The sequence below is a fragment of the Ruegeria sp. BC6 genome, assembly GCF_056539185.1.
Map to the genome: position 1 here is coordinate 297,294 of NZ_JBQFUM010000003.1, position 15,861 is coordinate 313,154.

Below are 15,861 nucleotides of genomic sequence, written 5' to 3' on the forward strand. Positions count from 1 at the left end.
AGTGGCTATTTGGGATCGGGGGGCAAGGGTGCCGGATGCTCAGGCATCCAGAACCGTGTCAGTGGATGTCTGCAAGGCAAAAGACATCACCGGATGCGAAACGTTGTGCAGGTCGACCGGCCCCAATGGAACGGCCCGGGAACAGGCCGGCTCGATATCTTCGGACACGACGATCCTATGGCCATTGAGCTTGCCGAACTCGCCCAACCGCGCCGCGACATTGGCTGCATGTCCGATCACCGTGAAATCAAGCCGCTCGCGCGAACCGACATTTCCATACGTGACACGCCCGAACGATACGCCGATCGAGCAATCGCATTGCCGGTTCTTGTCGGAGCGACGCAGCTCGGCCAATTTCTCGACGATTTCAACGGCACTGCGCTGAGCGTCTGACCGTGCCTTGCCGGGGTCCTCACCTGCCGGGAAAACCGCAAGAACGGCGTCGCCGATAAATTTCAGAACCTCACCGTCGTTGTCGTGGACGATGCCGGACACCGTTTCGAAGAATTCGTTCAACAGGTTGATGTATTCCGTGCGGCCCAGATCCTCTTCCAGGCTGGTTGAGTTGCGCAGGTCACAGAACATGATGGCCGCGTCGATGTCGTCTCCGTCGCCGCGACGAATGTCGCCGCCCAAAACGCGGGCACCGGTTCGTTTGCCCACATAGGTCTCGAGAAGGGCCTGGGCATTCTCGCGCTGCATGAACACCTCATAGTAGCGGGCGATGACGGCCGAGCACTCAAAGACAAGCCCCAGGTTTTCCGTGGTAAAGCCGTTGGGGTGGTCGCAGGTCAACGTCAGGACATTGATACGCCCGTCGGAAAACGGCAGAGGCATTGCCACGTAATCGGTGCCCCCCTTGGCGCGCAGGTCCTCCATGATGGGGAAGCTGTTGTGGGGGTTGTCGACGTTCAGCCGTTGCCGAACACCGCCCAACCCGTTCGAGACATGCCGCAAGGGGCTGTTGATGAACGCGGGGTGGTCGTGAATCTCGTAGGTTGGAATATTGGTCGAAATCTCCTCGGCACCCTTTTCCCAAATGTAGTGCTTGCCTGCGATCAGGGGATGCAGCGACCAGACAAGGATGCTGAGGCGTTGAATGGCGATGCCGTGTTCCAGCATTTTTTCGGCCAGGGTCTTGGTGAAATCTTCCGGTGTTGAGATCGACCCCGCGCCACGCATCAACCAATCGATCAACGGGCCGCTGATGTTGCCGTCTCGCGGTTGGCGCAATTGATTGTCGCCCAGATCGATATGAGTGTAGGCCGCCGGCATGAAGCCGATGTGACTCTGGATGGCTTTGCTTTCAGGCAGGGAATCCTCGTAGGCCCAAACCGAGTTTGCCAACCGTTCGTCGCCGATCAGGACATCGTGATAGGTTGCCGTGCCCTTGAACGGGCAGAAGGTCTGCAACTCGGTCTCGCCGCTCAGATCAACGCGCACGTCTTCGCGCGGAACATAAATCGCAGGCGGCAGGCGGGTTTCATACATGACCTTGGCATTCGTGCTTTCAGCCAGAAGGATGTCATCGCGGTAGATGGCAACCCTGCCGTCAAGCGTTTCGATCGAAATTCCGTAGCCGTTCGTATTCCGTGTGGCGTGGACATTCATCGGCCGTCTCCCTTGCCCGGGTCCCTAGAGGATGGGCTTTTGCAGCCCGATTTCCAAGGGGCGCGACACAGAATTTACCGATCGCGATCCACGGCCGAGGTGGTCAGACCATCTGGATCACGTCTTTTTCGATCGCCAGCATATAGCCCTTTTTGGCGATGTTTTTGACCAACAACTCGCTGACCATCTGATTGCCCAGCGCGTCGCGCAACCGTTTGATGCGCGTGGCCCCGGCAGCTTCGTCACAGTCCGATATGTCTCGGCCAGAGATCATGGCTTCGATCTGAACCCCCGACAGCACTTCGTCGTCAAGGCGGGACTCGGCCAGGACGGCCAGCGTTTCCATCGCTGCGGGCGTGAGCTTGAAATCCATGTTGTTCAGGTAGACGGTGTTCTCTTCGCGACTGATCAGCAGCGACGTGACCTGGATTCCCGTGCGCTCGATCTGGGCCATTCTACGGTTCAACGTCACCAGCATCACCAGAAAGACCAAGGCGGCCAACAGCATGGCCGTGGCAAAGATCAGCAGCACGAAGATCACCATCCGGTAGCTGGCCAGCGTGTCGGCAAATGCGGTTCCGGATTGCGCGAGGATCTCCAGCAATCGGATTTCAGCCTGGGTGGTCAGATCGCTTTCGACGAACAGCCGCTCGACCCGGGCGTTGAACGCATTGGCATCGGGCAGGGTCCAGAACAAGAAGGCGGCGGCCGTGATCAGGATCACAATGATTGCGGCGATGCCTGCTCCGACCAGCCGGGTGCCAGACCGCCGCGCCTCAGAAACGGAGATAGAATTTTCCGGCATTGGCCTTCCTTTGATCCAACCCTTCCGGTCCAAAAACGCTTATCACGTTGAGCAACGTCCACCCCGAGGATTTCAGCCTTTTGGCCACCTCTAGCTTGGCTTGCCCCTTTTTGCAGGCGGACACCTGCATCACGCCATAGTGCAGGCGCAGCGGGTTGTCCTGTTTGGCCTTGTAATCGGCATAGCATTCGGCCGCCGAAACGATGGTGCTCAGCGATATCAAGGTCGCAATGACCAGGAAAGAGAGGATCTGTTTCATAGGCTGCATCCTGCGCATGGCTTGGCGCGATATTCAATATCTCAAAGGGTTTGCGGCGATGATATCGGATAACACCGGGCCGTTATTGCTTGTCTGTCGGCGGGTGGCCGAAAGCTGTTGCATCAGTTTCGCGGTCAGCCAGTGGCGCCGCGTCCAGCTTTGAAAGGACACTTGTCATGCACCGGAAGTTCATCGCCCTCGTCGTCGCCACCGCAGTCGCCATTACCGGCGTTTCCGCATCCCAGGCCAAGGCGGCTGATGCCCATGATATTCTGGGCGGGTTGGCTGCCATTGCCATCATCGGCGCGGCCGTCAATCACTATAACAAGGAAAAGCGCAAAGAGCGTGTCACCCGGCAGAACAACTATGTCCACCAGCCGCAAAACGTTCGGCCCGATCATATCCGCCCGCTGCCCCGGCGTGTCGCCCGTTATGACCTGCCGCAGCGTTGCCTGAAGACCTACAACGGCTTTTCGAAGAAACGTCCTTTGCTGGGGCCGAATTGCCTCGAGAAACACTACAAACATGCCAATAGCCTGCCACAACAGTGCAAAGTGGGGTTCTGGGACGGCAAGAAGGTGAAGCGGGCCTACGAACCCGCCTGCCTGCGCCAGAAAGGATACCGCGTGGTTTACCAGTAATCGGTTTCGAGCAGGAGCAGCGCCGCAGAAGCGCTGTGCGGGAAGGGGGCGGCCTGGGTCGCCTCCTTCTTTTTTGTTGCGGTTCGGGCCAAAAAACGATTTGCCGAGGGGATGACGACTCCGACGTTTGAAATGGAACAGGCGCTGATTGCGCAGGGCTATCCCCGAATAGCAGGTGTAGATGAGGTTGGCCGCGGCCCGTTGGCCGGTCCGGTCGTGGCGGCCGCGGTCATTCTGAATCCGCACGACATTCCCGACGGTTTGAATGACTCCAAGAAGCTGACGGCGCGAAGGCGGCTCACCCTTGACGAAGATCTGCGCGCCCGGGCCGAGTTTGCCATTGCCGAGGCGTCGGTGGAGGAAATTGATGACCTCAATATCTTGTATGCCTCTCATCTGGCGATGGAGCGCGCCGTCGCCGCCCTGCATCCTGCGCCGGACTACCTGTTGATCGACGGCAATCTGATCCCCAAAGGGCTGACCTTGCCGGCGCAGGCTGTGGTCAAAGGGGATGCGAAGTCAGTCTCGATTGCGGCGGCGTCGATCATTGCAAAGAATTGGCGCGATCAACTGATGGTGGATTTGGCGCAACAGCATCCGGGCTACGGCTGGGAAACCAATGCGGGCTATCCGTCCAAACAACACCGCGAGGCGCTGCAAAATCTTGGGGTAACCCCACACCATAGACGTTCGTTCAAGCCGGTCCACAATATCTTGTATCAAGAGTAAATCGTAACCCCCTGATTCAAAAAAGAATTTGACGCCGAATCCGGTTTGACTCATCCTAGTCTCAACCAAATGAGCGCAAAAGCGCCGTGGAACTTGAGGCAGAGACATGACAACTACCAAGACAAAGGGCGCATCCGCGCTCCCTTTAAACACGATTCTATCTGGCGACTGCATCGAGGTGATGAACAGTCTGCCCGAGGCGTCGGTCGACCTGATTTTTGCGGATCCGCCTTATAATTTGCAGCTGAAAGGACAGTTGCACCGCCCGGACAACAGCCAGGTGGACGCGGTCGATGATCATTGGGACCAGTTCTCGAGCTTTGCCGCCTATGACCAGTTTACCCGCGAGTGGCTGAAGGCCGCGCATCGCCTGCTCAAGCCCAACGGGGCGATCTGGGTGATCGGCTCGTACCACAACATCTTCCGCGTGGGTTCGGCCCTGCAGGATGCGGGCTATTGGATTCTCAACGACGTGATCTGGCGCAAATCGAACCCGATGCCGAATTTCCGCGGCAAGCGGTTCACCAACGCGCATGAGACGATGATCTGGGCCAGCAAGCGGGAAGGCGCGAAATACACCTTCAACTATGAGGCGCTGAAGGCCTTGAATGAAGGCGTGCAGATGCGCAGCGACTGGGTGCTGCCGATCTGCACGGGCCACGAGCGCCTGAAAGATGAAAATGGTGACAAGGCGCACCCGACGCAGAAGCCCGAGTCGCTGCTGCACAGGGTTCTGGTTGGTTCGACCAATCCGGGCGACGTGGTGCTTGATCCGTTCTTTGGCACCGGAACCACCGGCGCGGTGGCCAAGATGCTGGGCCGCGAGTTCATCGGGATCGAGCGAGAGGACAGCTATCGCAAGGTGGCCGAAAAGCGCATCGCCAAGGTGCGCAAGTTCGACCGTGACGCGCTCGAGGTCAGCGCCAGCAAACGCGCCGAGCCGCGCGTGCCTTTCGGCCAGCTGGTCGAACGCGGCATGCTGCGCCCGGGCGAAGAGCTGTATTCGATGAACCAGCGGCACAAGGCCAAGGTGCGGGCCGACGGCACGCTGGTGGGCGACAACATCAAGGGCTCGATCCATCAGGTGGGCGCGCATCTGGAAAACGCGCCGTCCTGCAATGGCTGGACATACTGGTGCTTCAAGCGCGACGGAAAAACCGTTCCGATCGACGTGCTGCGCCAGCAGATACGGGCCGAACTGCACAACTGATCACACCAATACCGCCGGTGCCTGTGGCCTGACACATGGTACCAAGCCTTGCCCCGCCGAACCCGGCGGGGTCTTTTGTTTTTGGCCCCGTGATGTTTGGATGGTTCGACCCCATATCCCGCTACATAGCGAGGGAGCATCAGAAATGTCTGATACCACGGCCAGCCAATCCCGGTTTCAGCGGTTTTTCGTGACCACGCCGGACAAACTCAATTTGGACAACAAATACACCGAAGCCGCGCTGGAACGGCACAAGCGCGAGGGGCTGGAACTGGCCGTCCGCGCCCGCTGGATCGCCATGGCGTTGACCGGTGTCCTGCTGGTGTTTCTGAATCCGAACTGGGATGTGATGTGGTATCATTTCATCCTGCTGCTGCTCTGCGGCAACGGCTGGCTGATCCGGCGCGCTGGCCGTGTGGGCCAATCCCGGATCGAGCTTCTGCTGATATTCGCCGATCTGCTGATCATGACGCTGGGCATGGTCGTTCCCAACCCGTTCAGCGACGATGTACGCCCGCTGGCGATGCAGTACCGGTTCGACAATTTCCAGTACTTCTTCATCATCCTGGCCGCAGGTACGCTGGCCTATTCCTGGCGCACGGTGATCGCCATGGGCAGCTGGACGGCCCTGATGTGGACGGCGGGCTGGGTCGTCGCCTGGTGGGTGGCCACGCCCATCCCCGGGCTCAGCGAAAAGGTTGCGGCCGCGTTGCAGGGCTATCCGGCCGTGGCTGAATTGTTGGACCCCAACAGCTTCATGGTTCCGATGCGCGTCCAAGAGGTGATCGTATTCATGATGGTCGCGGTTACGCTGGGCGTGTCGATGCGGCGGCTCAATCGCCTGTTGATGTCGAATGCCGGGCTGGAGCGGGAACGCGCCAACCTGTCGCGATACTTCTCGCCCAACGTGGTCGAGGAACTGAGCCAGAACGACGAGCCGCTCAAGCAGGTGCGCAAGGAAAACATCGCGGTTCTGTTCATCGACATCGTGGGCTTCACGAAATTCGCTGCCGGCCGCGACCCGTATGAGGTGATCGAGGTGCTGCGGGGCTTCCATGCGCGAATGGAGGCCGAGGTGTTCCATCACCACGGCACCTTGGACAAGTATTTGGGCGACGGGCTGATGGCCACGTTCGGCACGCCGGTTCCAACCCCGCTGGACGCGGTCAATGCCCTGTCCTGCGCGCGGTCAATGGCTGACATCATCGACCGTTGGAATCTGGAACGCCGACGGGCAGGCGAGCAGGAGATTCAGGTTGGCATCGGTGTTCACTACGGTCCGGTCGTTCTGGGCGACATCGGGGCCAACCGGCTGGAATTCGCGGTGATCGGAGACGCGGTCAATCTGGCTGCCAAGCTTGAAGCAATGACGCGAAAAATGGGTGCGCGGATCGTCATCAGCGACGCGCTGCGCGAAAAGGCCCTAAGCGAAGCGTCAACGGCTGCCGATCTGATGGACGGGTTCCAGCGCCACGATGCACAGGCGGTTGGCGGCGTCGAGCGGCCGGTCGATATCTGGGCGCTGCGTTGACCGCTCTCAGGACCGCGGCATCGGAAGCATTGCCTTGTTGTACGGCTTCCAGTCCGTGATCTCGGGGTAGTACTGTCGCCGCCAGGCCCGCACCCGCGGGTTCATCACACGCCGCCACAGCGGCGGGACCATCGCCGCGATCGTCATCACGGGATAGCCATAGGGCAGTTGCGGGGCCGCCTCGGCAGGATGGTATTGCAGCAGCGGAAACCGCCGGTTGGGTTTGTAATGATGGTCCGAGTGGCGTTGCAGGTTGATCAGCAGCCAGTTCGAGGCCTTGTGCGCTGCGTTCCACGAATGGCGCGGCCGGACATGTTCGTATTTTCCGTCGCCCAGGTATTTGCGCGTCAGCCCGTAATGTTCGACATAGTTGACCAGCTCCAGCTGCCAGATCGCGGTGCCGGCCTGAACAAGGAACAGCCCCAGCCCCGCCCATCCGCCGAGCAGCAGCGCCAGCACCAGCATCAATCCCTGCAGCGCCCAATACCGCCAGAACGGGTTCGACCGGTCCGTCCAGTTCAGCCCCTTGCGCGCCAGCTTGGCCTTTTCGGCATGAAACGCGGACACCAGGCACTGGCGCAGGACGCGCGGGTAGAAGCGGTGGAACCCTTCGTTGTAGCGCGCGGTCACCGGGTCGCGGGGCGTGCCGACATAGCGGTGGTGCACCAGCAAGTGTTCGGACCGGAAATGCGAATACAGAACCATCGCCAGCAGGATGTCGCCCAGCCACCGCTCCAGCCGGCCCTTCTGGTGCATCAGTTCGTGGCTGTAGTTGATGCCGATCGTGCCCGAGATCACGCCCATCCCGAAGAACAGCCCGATCTTTTCCAGTGATGACAGATGTTCGGCGCGGGTGGCGTACCAGATCAGGCCATAGAGCGTGAAAAACTGGACCGGAACCCAGGCCTTGGTCAGCAGGACGTACCAGCGCAGCGCGTCCTCGGGCGTTTCGGGGTCGGCGTTTTCAAGGTTCAGCCCGGTCAGGCCGTCCAGCGCCGCAAACAACCACCAGGTGGACAGCGGCACCAGCAGCACCCACCAGCCACCGGCGAAAGCAGTGAACCACAGGATCGGGATCAATATGAACGAAACCCAGAAAGGAAGGGCTGATTGCCAGCGCGACAGGGTATCAGTCGAGATCATGGTCAGGCTCCGAAACTCTGCCGTCAGGATAATCCTGCCCGATCCATTTTCCCAGATGCAGAACTGCCGCGCCACAGATCATGCGCCTTGCGCATCACGGTCGGAAGGTCGCCGGGGCGAAAGGCATGTTTGGGCATCACCAGCAACCCCTCGGGGCTCACCTCTGCGGGTACGGCGGTGGTCCAGACGCGCAGGATCAGGTGGAAATGGGTAAAGGTATGGCGCACCTCGGCGGGCAGCAGGGTCCAATCGGCCGGAAAGGGCGGCGCCTCGGCCGCGTCCTCGGACCAGTCCGAGCCCGGAAAGCCCAGCATCCCGCCCAACAGCCCCGTTTCCGGGCGGCGCTCCAACAGGATTGCGCCATCGGCGCGCTGCGCGATGTAGACGTGGCCAAGCCGGGTGGGCTTCGGTGCCTTGGGCGTCTTGCGCGGCAACTCTGCCTGGGTTCCGGCAGCGCGGGCCTGGCACGGGTCTCGCAGGGGGCAGATGCCACAGGCCGGAGATTTCGGCGTACAGATCGTGGCCCCCAGATCCATCACCGCCTGAGCATAGTCGCCGGGGCGGTCCTCCGGGGTCAGCGCGGCGGCTTTCGCCTTCAGCAGAGGTTTCGATTTCGGCAACGGGTCGTGGATGTCATACAGCCGGGCCATGACCCGCTCGACATTTCCGTCCAGCACGGTTTCCGGCCGGTCAAAGGCGATGGCCGCGATGGCGGCGGCGGTGTAGGGGCCGATGCCTGGCAGCTTCAGCAGCGCATCATGGCTGTCGGGAAAGCGCCCGTCGTGCTGGTCCACCACCGCGCGGGCGCATTTCAGCAGGTTGCGGGCGCGGGCGTAATAGCCCAGCCCGGCCCATTCCGCCAGCACCTGGTCATCGGGTGCGGCGGCCAGCGCCCGGACATCCGGCCAACGCGCGGTGAAGCGCAGGAAATAATCCCGCACGGCGGCCACCGTGGTCTGCTGCAGCATCACCTCGGACAGCCACACGCGATAGGGGTCGGGCTGCACGCCTGCCGCCCTGTCGGCGGGGCTGACCCGCCACGGCAGGTCGCGGGCATGGCGGTCGTACCAGGCAAGCAGGCTGCGGCTCAGGTCGAAGGTGGCGGTGTCACGCAAGTTTTATCCATTTCTCTGTCGGGTTTCGCTGGCGCCCGGATGCACGCCCATTACAATAGCGGCGCAGGAGTTGGAAACCAGATGCAACCAAGACGGTCCACCACCCGCGGGTTCAAACGCACCGCGTCCTTGCTGAGCGATCGGATCCGCAAAGCCGGTGAAAGTCGCGGCTTTGCCGTGTCGCGCCTGTTGACCCATTGGGCCGATATCGTGGGCCCCGACATCGCCGCCATCGCCCGACCGGTCAAGGTGGGCTATGGAAAGGGTGGGTTCGGCGCCACATTGACCGTGCTGACCACCGGACCGCAGGCCCCGATGCTCGAGATGCAGAAGGACCGTCTGCGCGACAAAGTGAATGCCGTCTATGGCTACAGTGCCATCAGCCGCATCCGCATCACCCAGACTGCTCCCACAGGATTTGCCGAGGGGCAGGCCAGTTTCGAGCATCGGCCGAAACAGGCGAAACCCACCATCGCACCGGAAGTCGTTGCCGAGGCAGACAAAGTGACGCGCGAGGTTCACGACCAAGACTTGCGCGCGGCCCTTGAACGACTGGGCCGGAACGTTCTATCCAAACAAAAACGCTGAGAAAGGGCTGAGTATGAGCCGTATTGCAACCGTAATCTGCGCGGCCGTGGCGCTGGCCGCAGGCGGCTATTGGCTGACCCAATCGCCAAGCACCGTGCCTGTGCCACAACTGGTCGGCAGCGCCGAAGCGCAAAACGCCGATCTGGACACCTCGACCATCGTCGAGATGGTGCAGGGGGCCGAGGATGCACCGGTCGAAATCATCGAATACGCGTCCTATACCTGCCCGCACTGCGCGAACTTCCATCAGGGGCCGTACAAGCAGCTCAAGAAGGAATACATCGACACCGGCAAGGTCAAGTTCATCTACCGCGAGGTCTATTTCGACCGCTACGGCATCTGGGCGTCGATGGTGGCGCGCTGTGGTGGCCCCGAAAAGTTCTTTGGCATCACCGACCTGATCTATCAGGGCCAGTCCGAATGGACACGCGCCGGCGGCCCGGCCGAGATCGTGGAAGAACTGCGCAAGATCGGCCGTCTGGCCGGGCTGAGCAACGATCAGCTGGAAGCCTGCCTGCAGGACGGCACCAAGGCGCAGACCCTGGTCGCCTGGTATCAGAAAAACGCCGAGAAAGACGGTATCCAGGCCACCCCGTCCTTTGTCGTCAACGGCAAAAAGGTCGACAACCAGTCCTATGACGAGTTCAAGGCGCTGATCGAAAAGGAACTGGGCAACTGATGACCGGGCCTCTGGCCGGTCTCAAGGTTGTCGAATTGGCGCGCATTCTGGCTGGCCCCTGGGCCGGCCAGACCTTTGCCGATCTGGGCGCCGAGGTCATCAAGGTGGAATCCCCGGCCGGCGACGACACCCGCGCCTGGGGTCCGCCCTTCGTGACCCGCGATCAGGATGTCTCGGCGGCCTATTACCATTCGACCAATCGCGGCAAGGCGTCTGTGATCGCCGATTTCTCGACCCCCGAAGGGCAGCAGAAGGTGCGCGCGCTGGTCGCTGACGCCGATGTGGTGATCGAGAATTTCAAGGTCGGCGGGCTGAAGAAATACGGGCTGGACTATGACAGCCTCAGCCAGTTGAACCCGCGCCTCGTCTATTGCTCGATCACCGGGTTCGGGCAGACCGGGCCATATGCGCACCGGGCCGGGTATGATTTCATCATCCAGGGCATGTCGGGGCTGATGTCCGTGACCGGAGAGCCCGACGGCCAGCCGCAGAAGGCAGGCGTGGCGATCACCGACGTGTTCACCGGCATCTATGCGGTGGCCGGGGTTCTGGCCGCCTTGCATCAGCGCCAGCGCACCGGGCGTGGGCAGCATGTGGACATGGCCCTTCTGGATGTGGCCGTGGCGGTCACGGCAAACCAGGCGCTGAACTATCTGACCACGGGTCAAGTGCCGCAGCGCATGGGCAACGCGCATGTGAACCTGGCGCCCTACCAGGTGTTCGACTGTGCCGACGGTTACATCATCATCGCCACCGGCAATGACCGGCAATATCAGCGCCTGTGCCGGGTGTTGAACCTGCCCGACATGGCCGAGGCGCCCGAATACCTGCACAACAAGGACCGGCTGGCCAATCGCCGCACCCTGATTGCACGGCTGAACGGGGCCACGGCGACCTGGGCCAAAGCCGACCTGCTGGCCGCCTGCGAGGCGCAGGGCATCCCCGCCGGGCCGATCAATACGCTGGACGAGGTCATGGCCGATCCGCAGGTAATCGCACGCGGCATGCAGATCGACCTGGACGGGGTGCCGGGGATTCGCGCGCCATTCGTCTTTTCGGATGCCGATCTGAACCTTTCGCGCCCCGCCCCGAAACTGGGCGAAGACGACTAGGGCGGCGGCGCGGCCGTCAGCAACCGCTGACGCACGTCGTCGGCTTGATACACCTGCAGGCGCACCGGCAGGGTGATGACCTTGCTGCGGAAGGCGGGCGGCAGGCGAACGGCGTCTTTTTCGGTGGTGACCATCTGCGCGCCCAGCAGCCGCGCCTCGTTTTCCAGCCGGGTCATCAGGGCCGGCGTCAACGGCTGGTGATCGTCCAGCGCCTCGGCCCGCAGCAGCCGCGCGCCCTGTTGGCGCAAGGTTTGAAAGAACTTCTCGGGGTGGCCGATACCGGCAAAGGCCAGAACCGGAGTTTCGCTCCAGTCCATCCCGGTTTGCAGTGCCATGACCTGACCGGTTGCGTGCGGAACGCCCAGCTTGTCGCCCCATTGCTGCGCGAACTGTTCCTGCGCGGCCAAGTCGCCCAGCGACAGTACTAGATCGGCCCGTTGCAGCCCCACGTCGACCGGCTCGCGCAGCGGTCCGGCCGGCAGGCACAAGCCGTTGCCAAAGCCACGGACCGCGTCCACCACGACGACCGAGAATGTCTTGGCCACCGAAGGGTTCTGGAATCCGTCGTCCAGCACGATCGCGGTGGCGCCGTCCTCGGCTGCGGCGCGGGCGCCGGCGGCACGGTCCTTGGCGACCCAGACCTCGGCGAAGGCCGCCAGCAACAATGGCTCGTCACCAACCTGCGCCGCCGTGTGTCGGACCGGGTCGACCCGAACCGGGCCTTCAAGCGATCCGCCATGGCCGCGGGTGACCACATGCGGCGTGTGATACGCGTCGCGCAGCTGTTCAAGAACCCAGATCGCCGTCGGCGTTTTTCCGGTGCCGCCAGCATTCAGGTTGCCGACGCAGATCACGGGTACACCCGGATCAACCCCGGGCCCCGACGCCACCCGCCGGGCCGTAGCCCGCGCATAGACGCGGCCCAGCGGCGCCAGCAGTCTTGCGCGCAGGCCGGGGTGATCCGGCGCGTTGTCCCAGAATTCAGGCGCCCTCATGTTCCGCTCCGTGCTGGTCCAGATGTTCCTGTACCATGTCGATCAGAGTATCCACCTGGGGCGCGCTCTCGGTCACCAGTTGCCAGCCGGCAAGGGCCATGTTCGCGGCCAGGTCCGGGGCCAGCAGTTCAACGACAGCGTCGCCCAGTTCGGTGGCGGTGCGAATCTCTCGAACGGCTCCTACACCATCTAGCGCGTCATACAGGGCCTTGTGGCCGCTCACGTCCGGTCCATGGATCAGGGCCGAGCCCAGGGCTGCGGCCGCGATCGGGTCATGCCCGCCTATTCCCGACTCGAGCGTGCTGCCCATGAACGTCACCGGAGAGACGCGATACCAAAGGCCAAGGGCCTCGGGGTCCGACGCAAGGATGACCTGGGTCATGTCTTCGATCATGTCCCCATCTTCCCAGTTGGCACAGCGCAGGTCCATCGTTTCCAGCCTTTTGCGCAGGGGCGCCGCCTCGGACATGTCCGCGACATGCAGGATCAGGGCCAGCCTCGGCAGCATCCGCATGGCCTGCCGATGTGCGCTGAGAACCGAGATGAATTCCTTGGCGTCAACCCACGCCGCCAGCCAGACCGGCCGCCCTGCCAACGCATGGTTCGTCTCGATCAGTTCATCCTCGGGCCAGGGGCGAAGGGTGGGGCTGATACTGAGCGGTGGAAACAGTGCCACCTTCGAAGCCGGGACGCCCAGACGTCGGATTTGCCGGGCTGCGTCCTCGGACGTGACGTGGATCGCACTGAAGCAGTCAAAGGTATAGCGGTTGATGTCCGGCAGCCATTTCCCGACAAAGGCAACACGAACGTCGTTCTCGCCCTCAAGCAGGACCATGGGTATACCGCGTTCGGCCGCGCGGGTGATCACGTTGGGCATCAGGCCGCCGCCGACCCACAGCCCCATGTCGGGCTGCCAGTGCTCCAGAAATCCACGCGCCGCGCCGGTTTTTTCGTCAGGCAGCGGAACCAATTCCATGTCGCAGCCTGCCCAGCGTGTCAGGTCAGGGTCAGGCGGGACGGTCAACAGAATCGACAACCCTGGCCGGGACTGCTGCAGCCGCTTGCAAAAGTCGTTCACCGCGCGCACGCGCTGAGCGTTGGCAACATGAATCCAAAGCAACTCACCCGCGGGGCGAGGCGGCGTGTTGTGTCCGGTGGGCTTGGGAACACCCCAGGACAACGCGCGATAGGCCGCCAGGCTGAGGGATCGCGGTTTGCTCATGCCCGATGCCCCTGCATTGTCTGATCCAGTCGCCCTATCAGAATCTCGTGCAATTCGGAGCTGGCGCCAACAACACCGTTCAGCCGTGGGTTGGGGTTGTTGAATCGCAACGGGCGCCCGGTACGGTCAGTACAGGTGCCGCCTGCTTCGCGCAGGATCAGGTCCCCGGCCGCGATGTCCCATTCCCAGCTTGGGCGCAAGGTCAGCATCCCGTCGAACCTGCCCTGTGCGACCAGCGCCATACGGTAGGCCAGCGACGGGCGATAGGCCCGACGGAAGATCGGCGCGACCCCGCCCTGCCAATGATCCGGTTTCAGGTTCGGTTTTGCGGCCAGAACCTCGGCTTCGGCTTCTGTGGCCGCCGCGGTCACCCGGATCGGCTGACCGTTCAGGGTTGCCCCCTGTCCCCGCGCGGCAGCAAACAGCATGTCGCGCATCGGCAGGTAGATTACGCCGGCGATCACCTGTCCGCGATCCGCGACCGCCAAGGAATGCGCCCAGGTCCGCGACCCTTCGGCAAAGCTACGGGTACCGTCGATCGGGTCAATGATGAACACTCGGTCACGGGTCAATCGGTCCTGATTGTCCTCAGTCTCCTCGCTCAGCCAGCCATATCCGGGCCGCGCGCTGGGCAGGCGTTGTTCCAGCATTGCGTTTACGGCCAGATCAGCCTCGGTCACCGGCCCGGCGTCCTTGGGTTTGTCCCAGCTCTGCATCTCGCGGCCTGCATAGGCGACGGCAATCCGGCCGGCCTCGCGTGCGGCGTCGATCAGCAGGGACAGGTCAGTTTCCGGCAAGTGTCATCCCTTCGATCAGAAGCGAAGGCACAACCCGGGACAGATAAGTGCGTGCGTCATTAGCTGGGATGATCCGCATCAGCATGTCCCGCAGGTTTCCGGCAATCGTGCATTCGTTGACCGGGTGCGAGATCTCGCCGTTTTCGACCCAGAAACCCGACGCACCGCGTGAGTAATCGCCGGTATTGGGGTTGATGGTGGAACCGATCATCGAAGTCACCAGCAATCCCGTTCCCATGTCGCGAAGCAGGTCGTCGCGGCTGACCTCGCCCTGAGTCAGGCTCAGGTTCCAGTTGCTGGGAGATGGAGGACCGGACACGCCACGGGCGGCGTTCCCGGTGGAATTCATGCCCAGTTTGCGAGCGCTTGAAAGATCCAGGGTCCATCCGGTCAGCACGCCGTTTTCGACGATCATCCGGCGCGCGGTCGGCAATCCTTCGGCATCAAACGGGCGCGATCCCGCAATCCTCGGGCGATGGGGGTCTTCGATCAGCGACAGATGTGCAGGCAGCACCTGCTGGCCCAGGCTGTCCTTGAGCCAGGAGGCACCGCGGGCCACCGCCGCGCCGTTGCTGGCCGCCAGAAGATGCCCGATCAATGAGGACGAGATCCGCTCGTCGAACAATACCGGGAAACGCCCTGTTTCCGGCTTTCGGGCACCCACTCGCTGCACGGCACGCTCTCCCGCGATCCGGCCGATCTCGTCGGGGCTGCGCAGGTCGGACTGAAAGCTGCGGCTGTCTCCGTCATAGTCGCGTTCCATCCCGGTGCCTTCGCCCGAGATCGCCACGCATGAAACCGAGCGGCTGCTGCGCGCATAGCCACCGGAAAATCCATTTGTCGCGGACAGATGAACCCGGTGGGTGCCATAGGATGCCGCCGCATCAGACACCTGGGTAACGCCTTTCACCGCCAAGGCCGCAGCCTCGGCGGTCAGCGCGTCCTGCATCAGAGCGTCTGCTGAAGGTTCGGGCGTGGGGTCAAAAAGCTCCAAGGAGTCGACAGAAAAATCGCCGGCCAGTTGTTCCGGATCTGCCAGGCCAGCGAACGGATCCTCGGGCGCTTCGCGTGCCATGGCCACGGCCCGTTCGGCCATGGCGGCAAGCGTTTCGGGACGACTGTCCGAGCCGGACACGATGGCCTGCTGCTTGCCGATGAAAACACGCAACCCCACGTCGGTGCTTTCGGCGCGTTCGGCGTGCTCCAAAGCGCCGCCGCGCACCTCGACCGAGACCGAGGATCCGTCGATCACGATCGTGTCGGCCGCTTCGGCTCCGGCCTTGCGGGCCAGGTCCAGCATTTCGTGGCTGATTGCTTCGAGTGATCGGGTCATGGTGCCTCCAATTGATTGTATTGGACCTAGCCTTGGTCAACCCGCCTCGCAAGCCCTGTGATCGTTTGCAATTCTCTTCAACTTGTTGAAG

General features: G+C 62.3%; 16 protein-coding genes. 7 read left to right on the forward strand and 9 right to left on the reverse strand.

The window, feature by feature from the left end; translation table 11 throughout:
• Window positions 1-39: 39 nt before the first annotated feature.
• The 3 genes from ACR0MM_RS12045 to ACR0MM_RS12055 all read right to left on the reverse strand — a co-directional run bounded on the left by ACR0MM_RS12045 (window position 40) and on the right by ACR0MM_RS12055 (window position 2,675).
• Entirely contained in the window at window positions 40-1,611 is a 1,572-nt protein-coding gene (locus tag ACR0MM_RS12045) for a DUF427 domain-containing protein (protein WP_480696371.1), read from the reverse strand.
• Window positions 1,612-1,714: 103 nt separating this feature from the next.
• Window positions 1,715-2,416, reverse strand: coding sequence for a winged helix-turn-helix domain-containing protein (locus ACR0MM_RS12050; protein ID WP_480696373.1), 702 nt, complete (start codon window positions 2,414-2,416; stop codon window positions 1,715-1,717).
• The gene (locus tag ACR0MM_RS12055) at window positions 2,388-2,675 is read right to left on the reverse strand and encodes a hypothetical protein (RefSeq protein WP_480696375.1); all 288 of its coding nucleotides are present in this window, start codon (window positions 2,673-2,675) and stop codon (window positions 2,388-2,390) included. The genes ACR0MM_RS12050 and ACR0MM_RS12055 overlap by 29 nt, the downstream gene beginning before the upstream one ends.
• A gap of 176 nt (window positions 2,676-2,851) precedes the next feature.
• Here ACR0MM_RS12055 and ACR0MM_RS12060 point away from each other — a divergent pair, with 176 nt between their 5' ends.
• The 4 genes from ACR0MM_RS12060 to ACR0MM_RS12075 all read left to right on the forward strand — a co-directional run bounded on the left by ACR0MM_RS12060 (window position 2,852) and on the right by ACR0MM_RS12075 (window position 6,786).
• Complete coding sequence (locus ACR0MM_RS12060; protein WP_480696377.1) at window positions 2,852-3,316, forward strand: hypothetical protein; 465 nt, start codon at window positions 2,852-2,854, stop codon at window positions 3,314-3,316.
• A 111-nt stretch (window positions 3,317-3,427) separates the two neighbouring features.
• Window positions 3,428-4,045 carry a ribonuclease HII gene (locus ACR0MM_RS12065; RefSeq protein WP_480696379.1) on the forward strand — a complete coding sequence of 206 codons (618 nt, stop codon included), beginning with the start codon at window positions 3,428-3,430 and terminating at the stop codon, window positions 4,043-4,045.
• A gap of 106 nt (window positions 4,046-4,151) precedes the next feature.
• On the forward strand, window positions 4,152-5,255 hold the full coding sequence (locus ACR0MM_RS12070; RefSeq protein ID WP_170341272.1) for a site-specific DNA-methyltransferase: 1,104 nt from the start codon (window positions 4,152-4,154) through the stop codon (window positions 5,253-5,255).
• A 145-nt stretch (window positions 5,256-5,400) separates the two neighbouring features.
• Window positions 5,401-6,786 (forward strand): adenylate/guanylate cyclase domain-containing protein, encoded by a 1,386-nt coding sequence (locus ACR0MM_RS12075; protein ID WP_170525731.1) that lies wholly within the window; start codon window positions 5,401-5,403, stop codon window positions 6,784-6,786.
• A gap of 6 nt (window positions 6,787-6,792) precedes the next feature.
• Here the strand turns inward: ACR0MM_RS12075 and ACR0MM_RS12080 are convergent, their stop codons facing one another.
• Window positions 6,793-7,929 (reverse strand): alkane 1-monooxygenase, encoded by a 1,137-nt coding sequence (locus ACR0MM_RS12080; RefSeq protein WP_480696381.1) that lies wholly within the window; start codon window positions 7,927-7,929, stop codon window positions 6,793-6,795.
• Window positions 7,930-7,952: 23 nt separating this feature from the next.
• A complete protein-coding gene (gene mutY, locus ACR0MM_RS12085) occupies window positions 7,953-9,044 on the reverse strand; it encodes an A/G-specific adenine glycosylase (RefSeq protein WP_480696383.1) in 1,092 nt (363 codons plus the stop codon).
• An 81-nt stretch (window positions 9,045-9,125) separates the two neighbouring features.
• On the opposite strand from mutY, the gene ACR0MM_RS12090 reads away from it, so the two are divergent.
• The 3 genes from ACR0MM_RS12090 to ACR0MM_RS12100 are packed head-to-tail and all read left to right on the forward strand — an operon-like array spanning window position 9,126 to window position 11,423.
• A complete protein-coding gene (locus ACR0MM_RS12090; protein ID WP_170341278.1) occupies window positions 9,126-9,632 on the forward strand; it encodes a DUF721 domain-containing protein in 507 nt (168 codons plus the stop codon).
• 13 nt (window positions 9,633-9,645) lie between these two features.
• Window positions 9,646-10,311 carry a DsbA family protein gene (locus tag ACR0MM_RS12095; RefSeq protein ID WP_170360782.1) on the forward strand — a complete coding sequence of 222 codons (666 nt, stop codon included), beginning with the start codon at window positions 9,646-9,648 and terminating at the stop codon, window positions 10,309-10,311.
• A complete protein-coding gene (locus tag ACR0MM_RS12100; protein WP_480696385.1) occupies window positions 10,311-11,423 on the forward strand; it encodes a CaiB/BaiF CoA transferase family protein in 1,113 nt (370 codons plus the stop codon). Before ACR0MM_RS12095 ends, ACR0MM_RS12100 begins: the two co-directional genes overlap by 1 nt.
• Here the strand turns inward: ACR0MM_RS12100 and lpxK are convergent.
• From lpxK to ACR0MM_RS12120, 4 genes are read right to left on the reverse strand one after another with little or no spacing between them, the layout of a single operon-like run.
• Window positions 11,420-12,418 (reverse strand): tetraacyldisaccharide 4'-kinase, encoded by a 999-nt coding sequence (gene lpxK / locus ACR0MM_RS12105; RefSeq protein WP_480696387.1) that lies wholly within the window; start codon window positions 12,416-12,418, stop codon window positions 11,420-11,422. The genes ACR0MM_RS12100 and lpxK overlap by 4 nt on opposite strands.
• The gene (locus ACR0MM_RS12110) at window positions 12,405-13,640 is read right to left on the reverse strand and encodes a 3-deoxy-D-manno-octulosonic acid transferase (protein WP_480696389.1); all 1,236 of its coding nucleotides are present in this window, start codon (window positions 13,638-13,640) and stop codon (window positions 12,405-12,407) included. The genes lpxK and ACR0MM_RS12110 overlap by 14 nt, the downstream gene beginning before the upstream one ends.
• Window positions 13,637-14,437 carry a 3'(2'),5'-bisphosphate nucleotidase CysQ gene (locus tag ACR0MM_RS12115; protein ID WP_480696391.1) on the reverse strand — a complete coding sequence of 267 codons (801 nt, stop codon included), beginning with the start codon at window positions 14,435-14,437 and terminating at the stop codon, window positions 13,637-13,639. The genes ACR0MM_RS12110 and ACR0MM_RS12115 overlap by 4 nt, the downstream gene beginning before the upstream one ends.
• On the reverse strand, window positions 14,424-15,770 hold the full coding sequence (locus ACR0MM_RS12120) for a TldD/PmbA family protein (RefSeq protein ID WP_480696393.1): 1,347 nt from the start codon (window positions 15,768-15,770) through the stop codon (window positions 14,424-14,426). Before ACR0MM_RS12120 ends, ACR0MM_RS12115 begins: the two co-directional genes overlap by 14 nt.
• Between the last annotated feature and the right edge of the window lie 91 nt (window positions 15,771-15,861).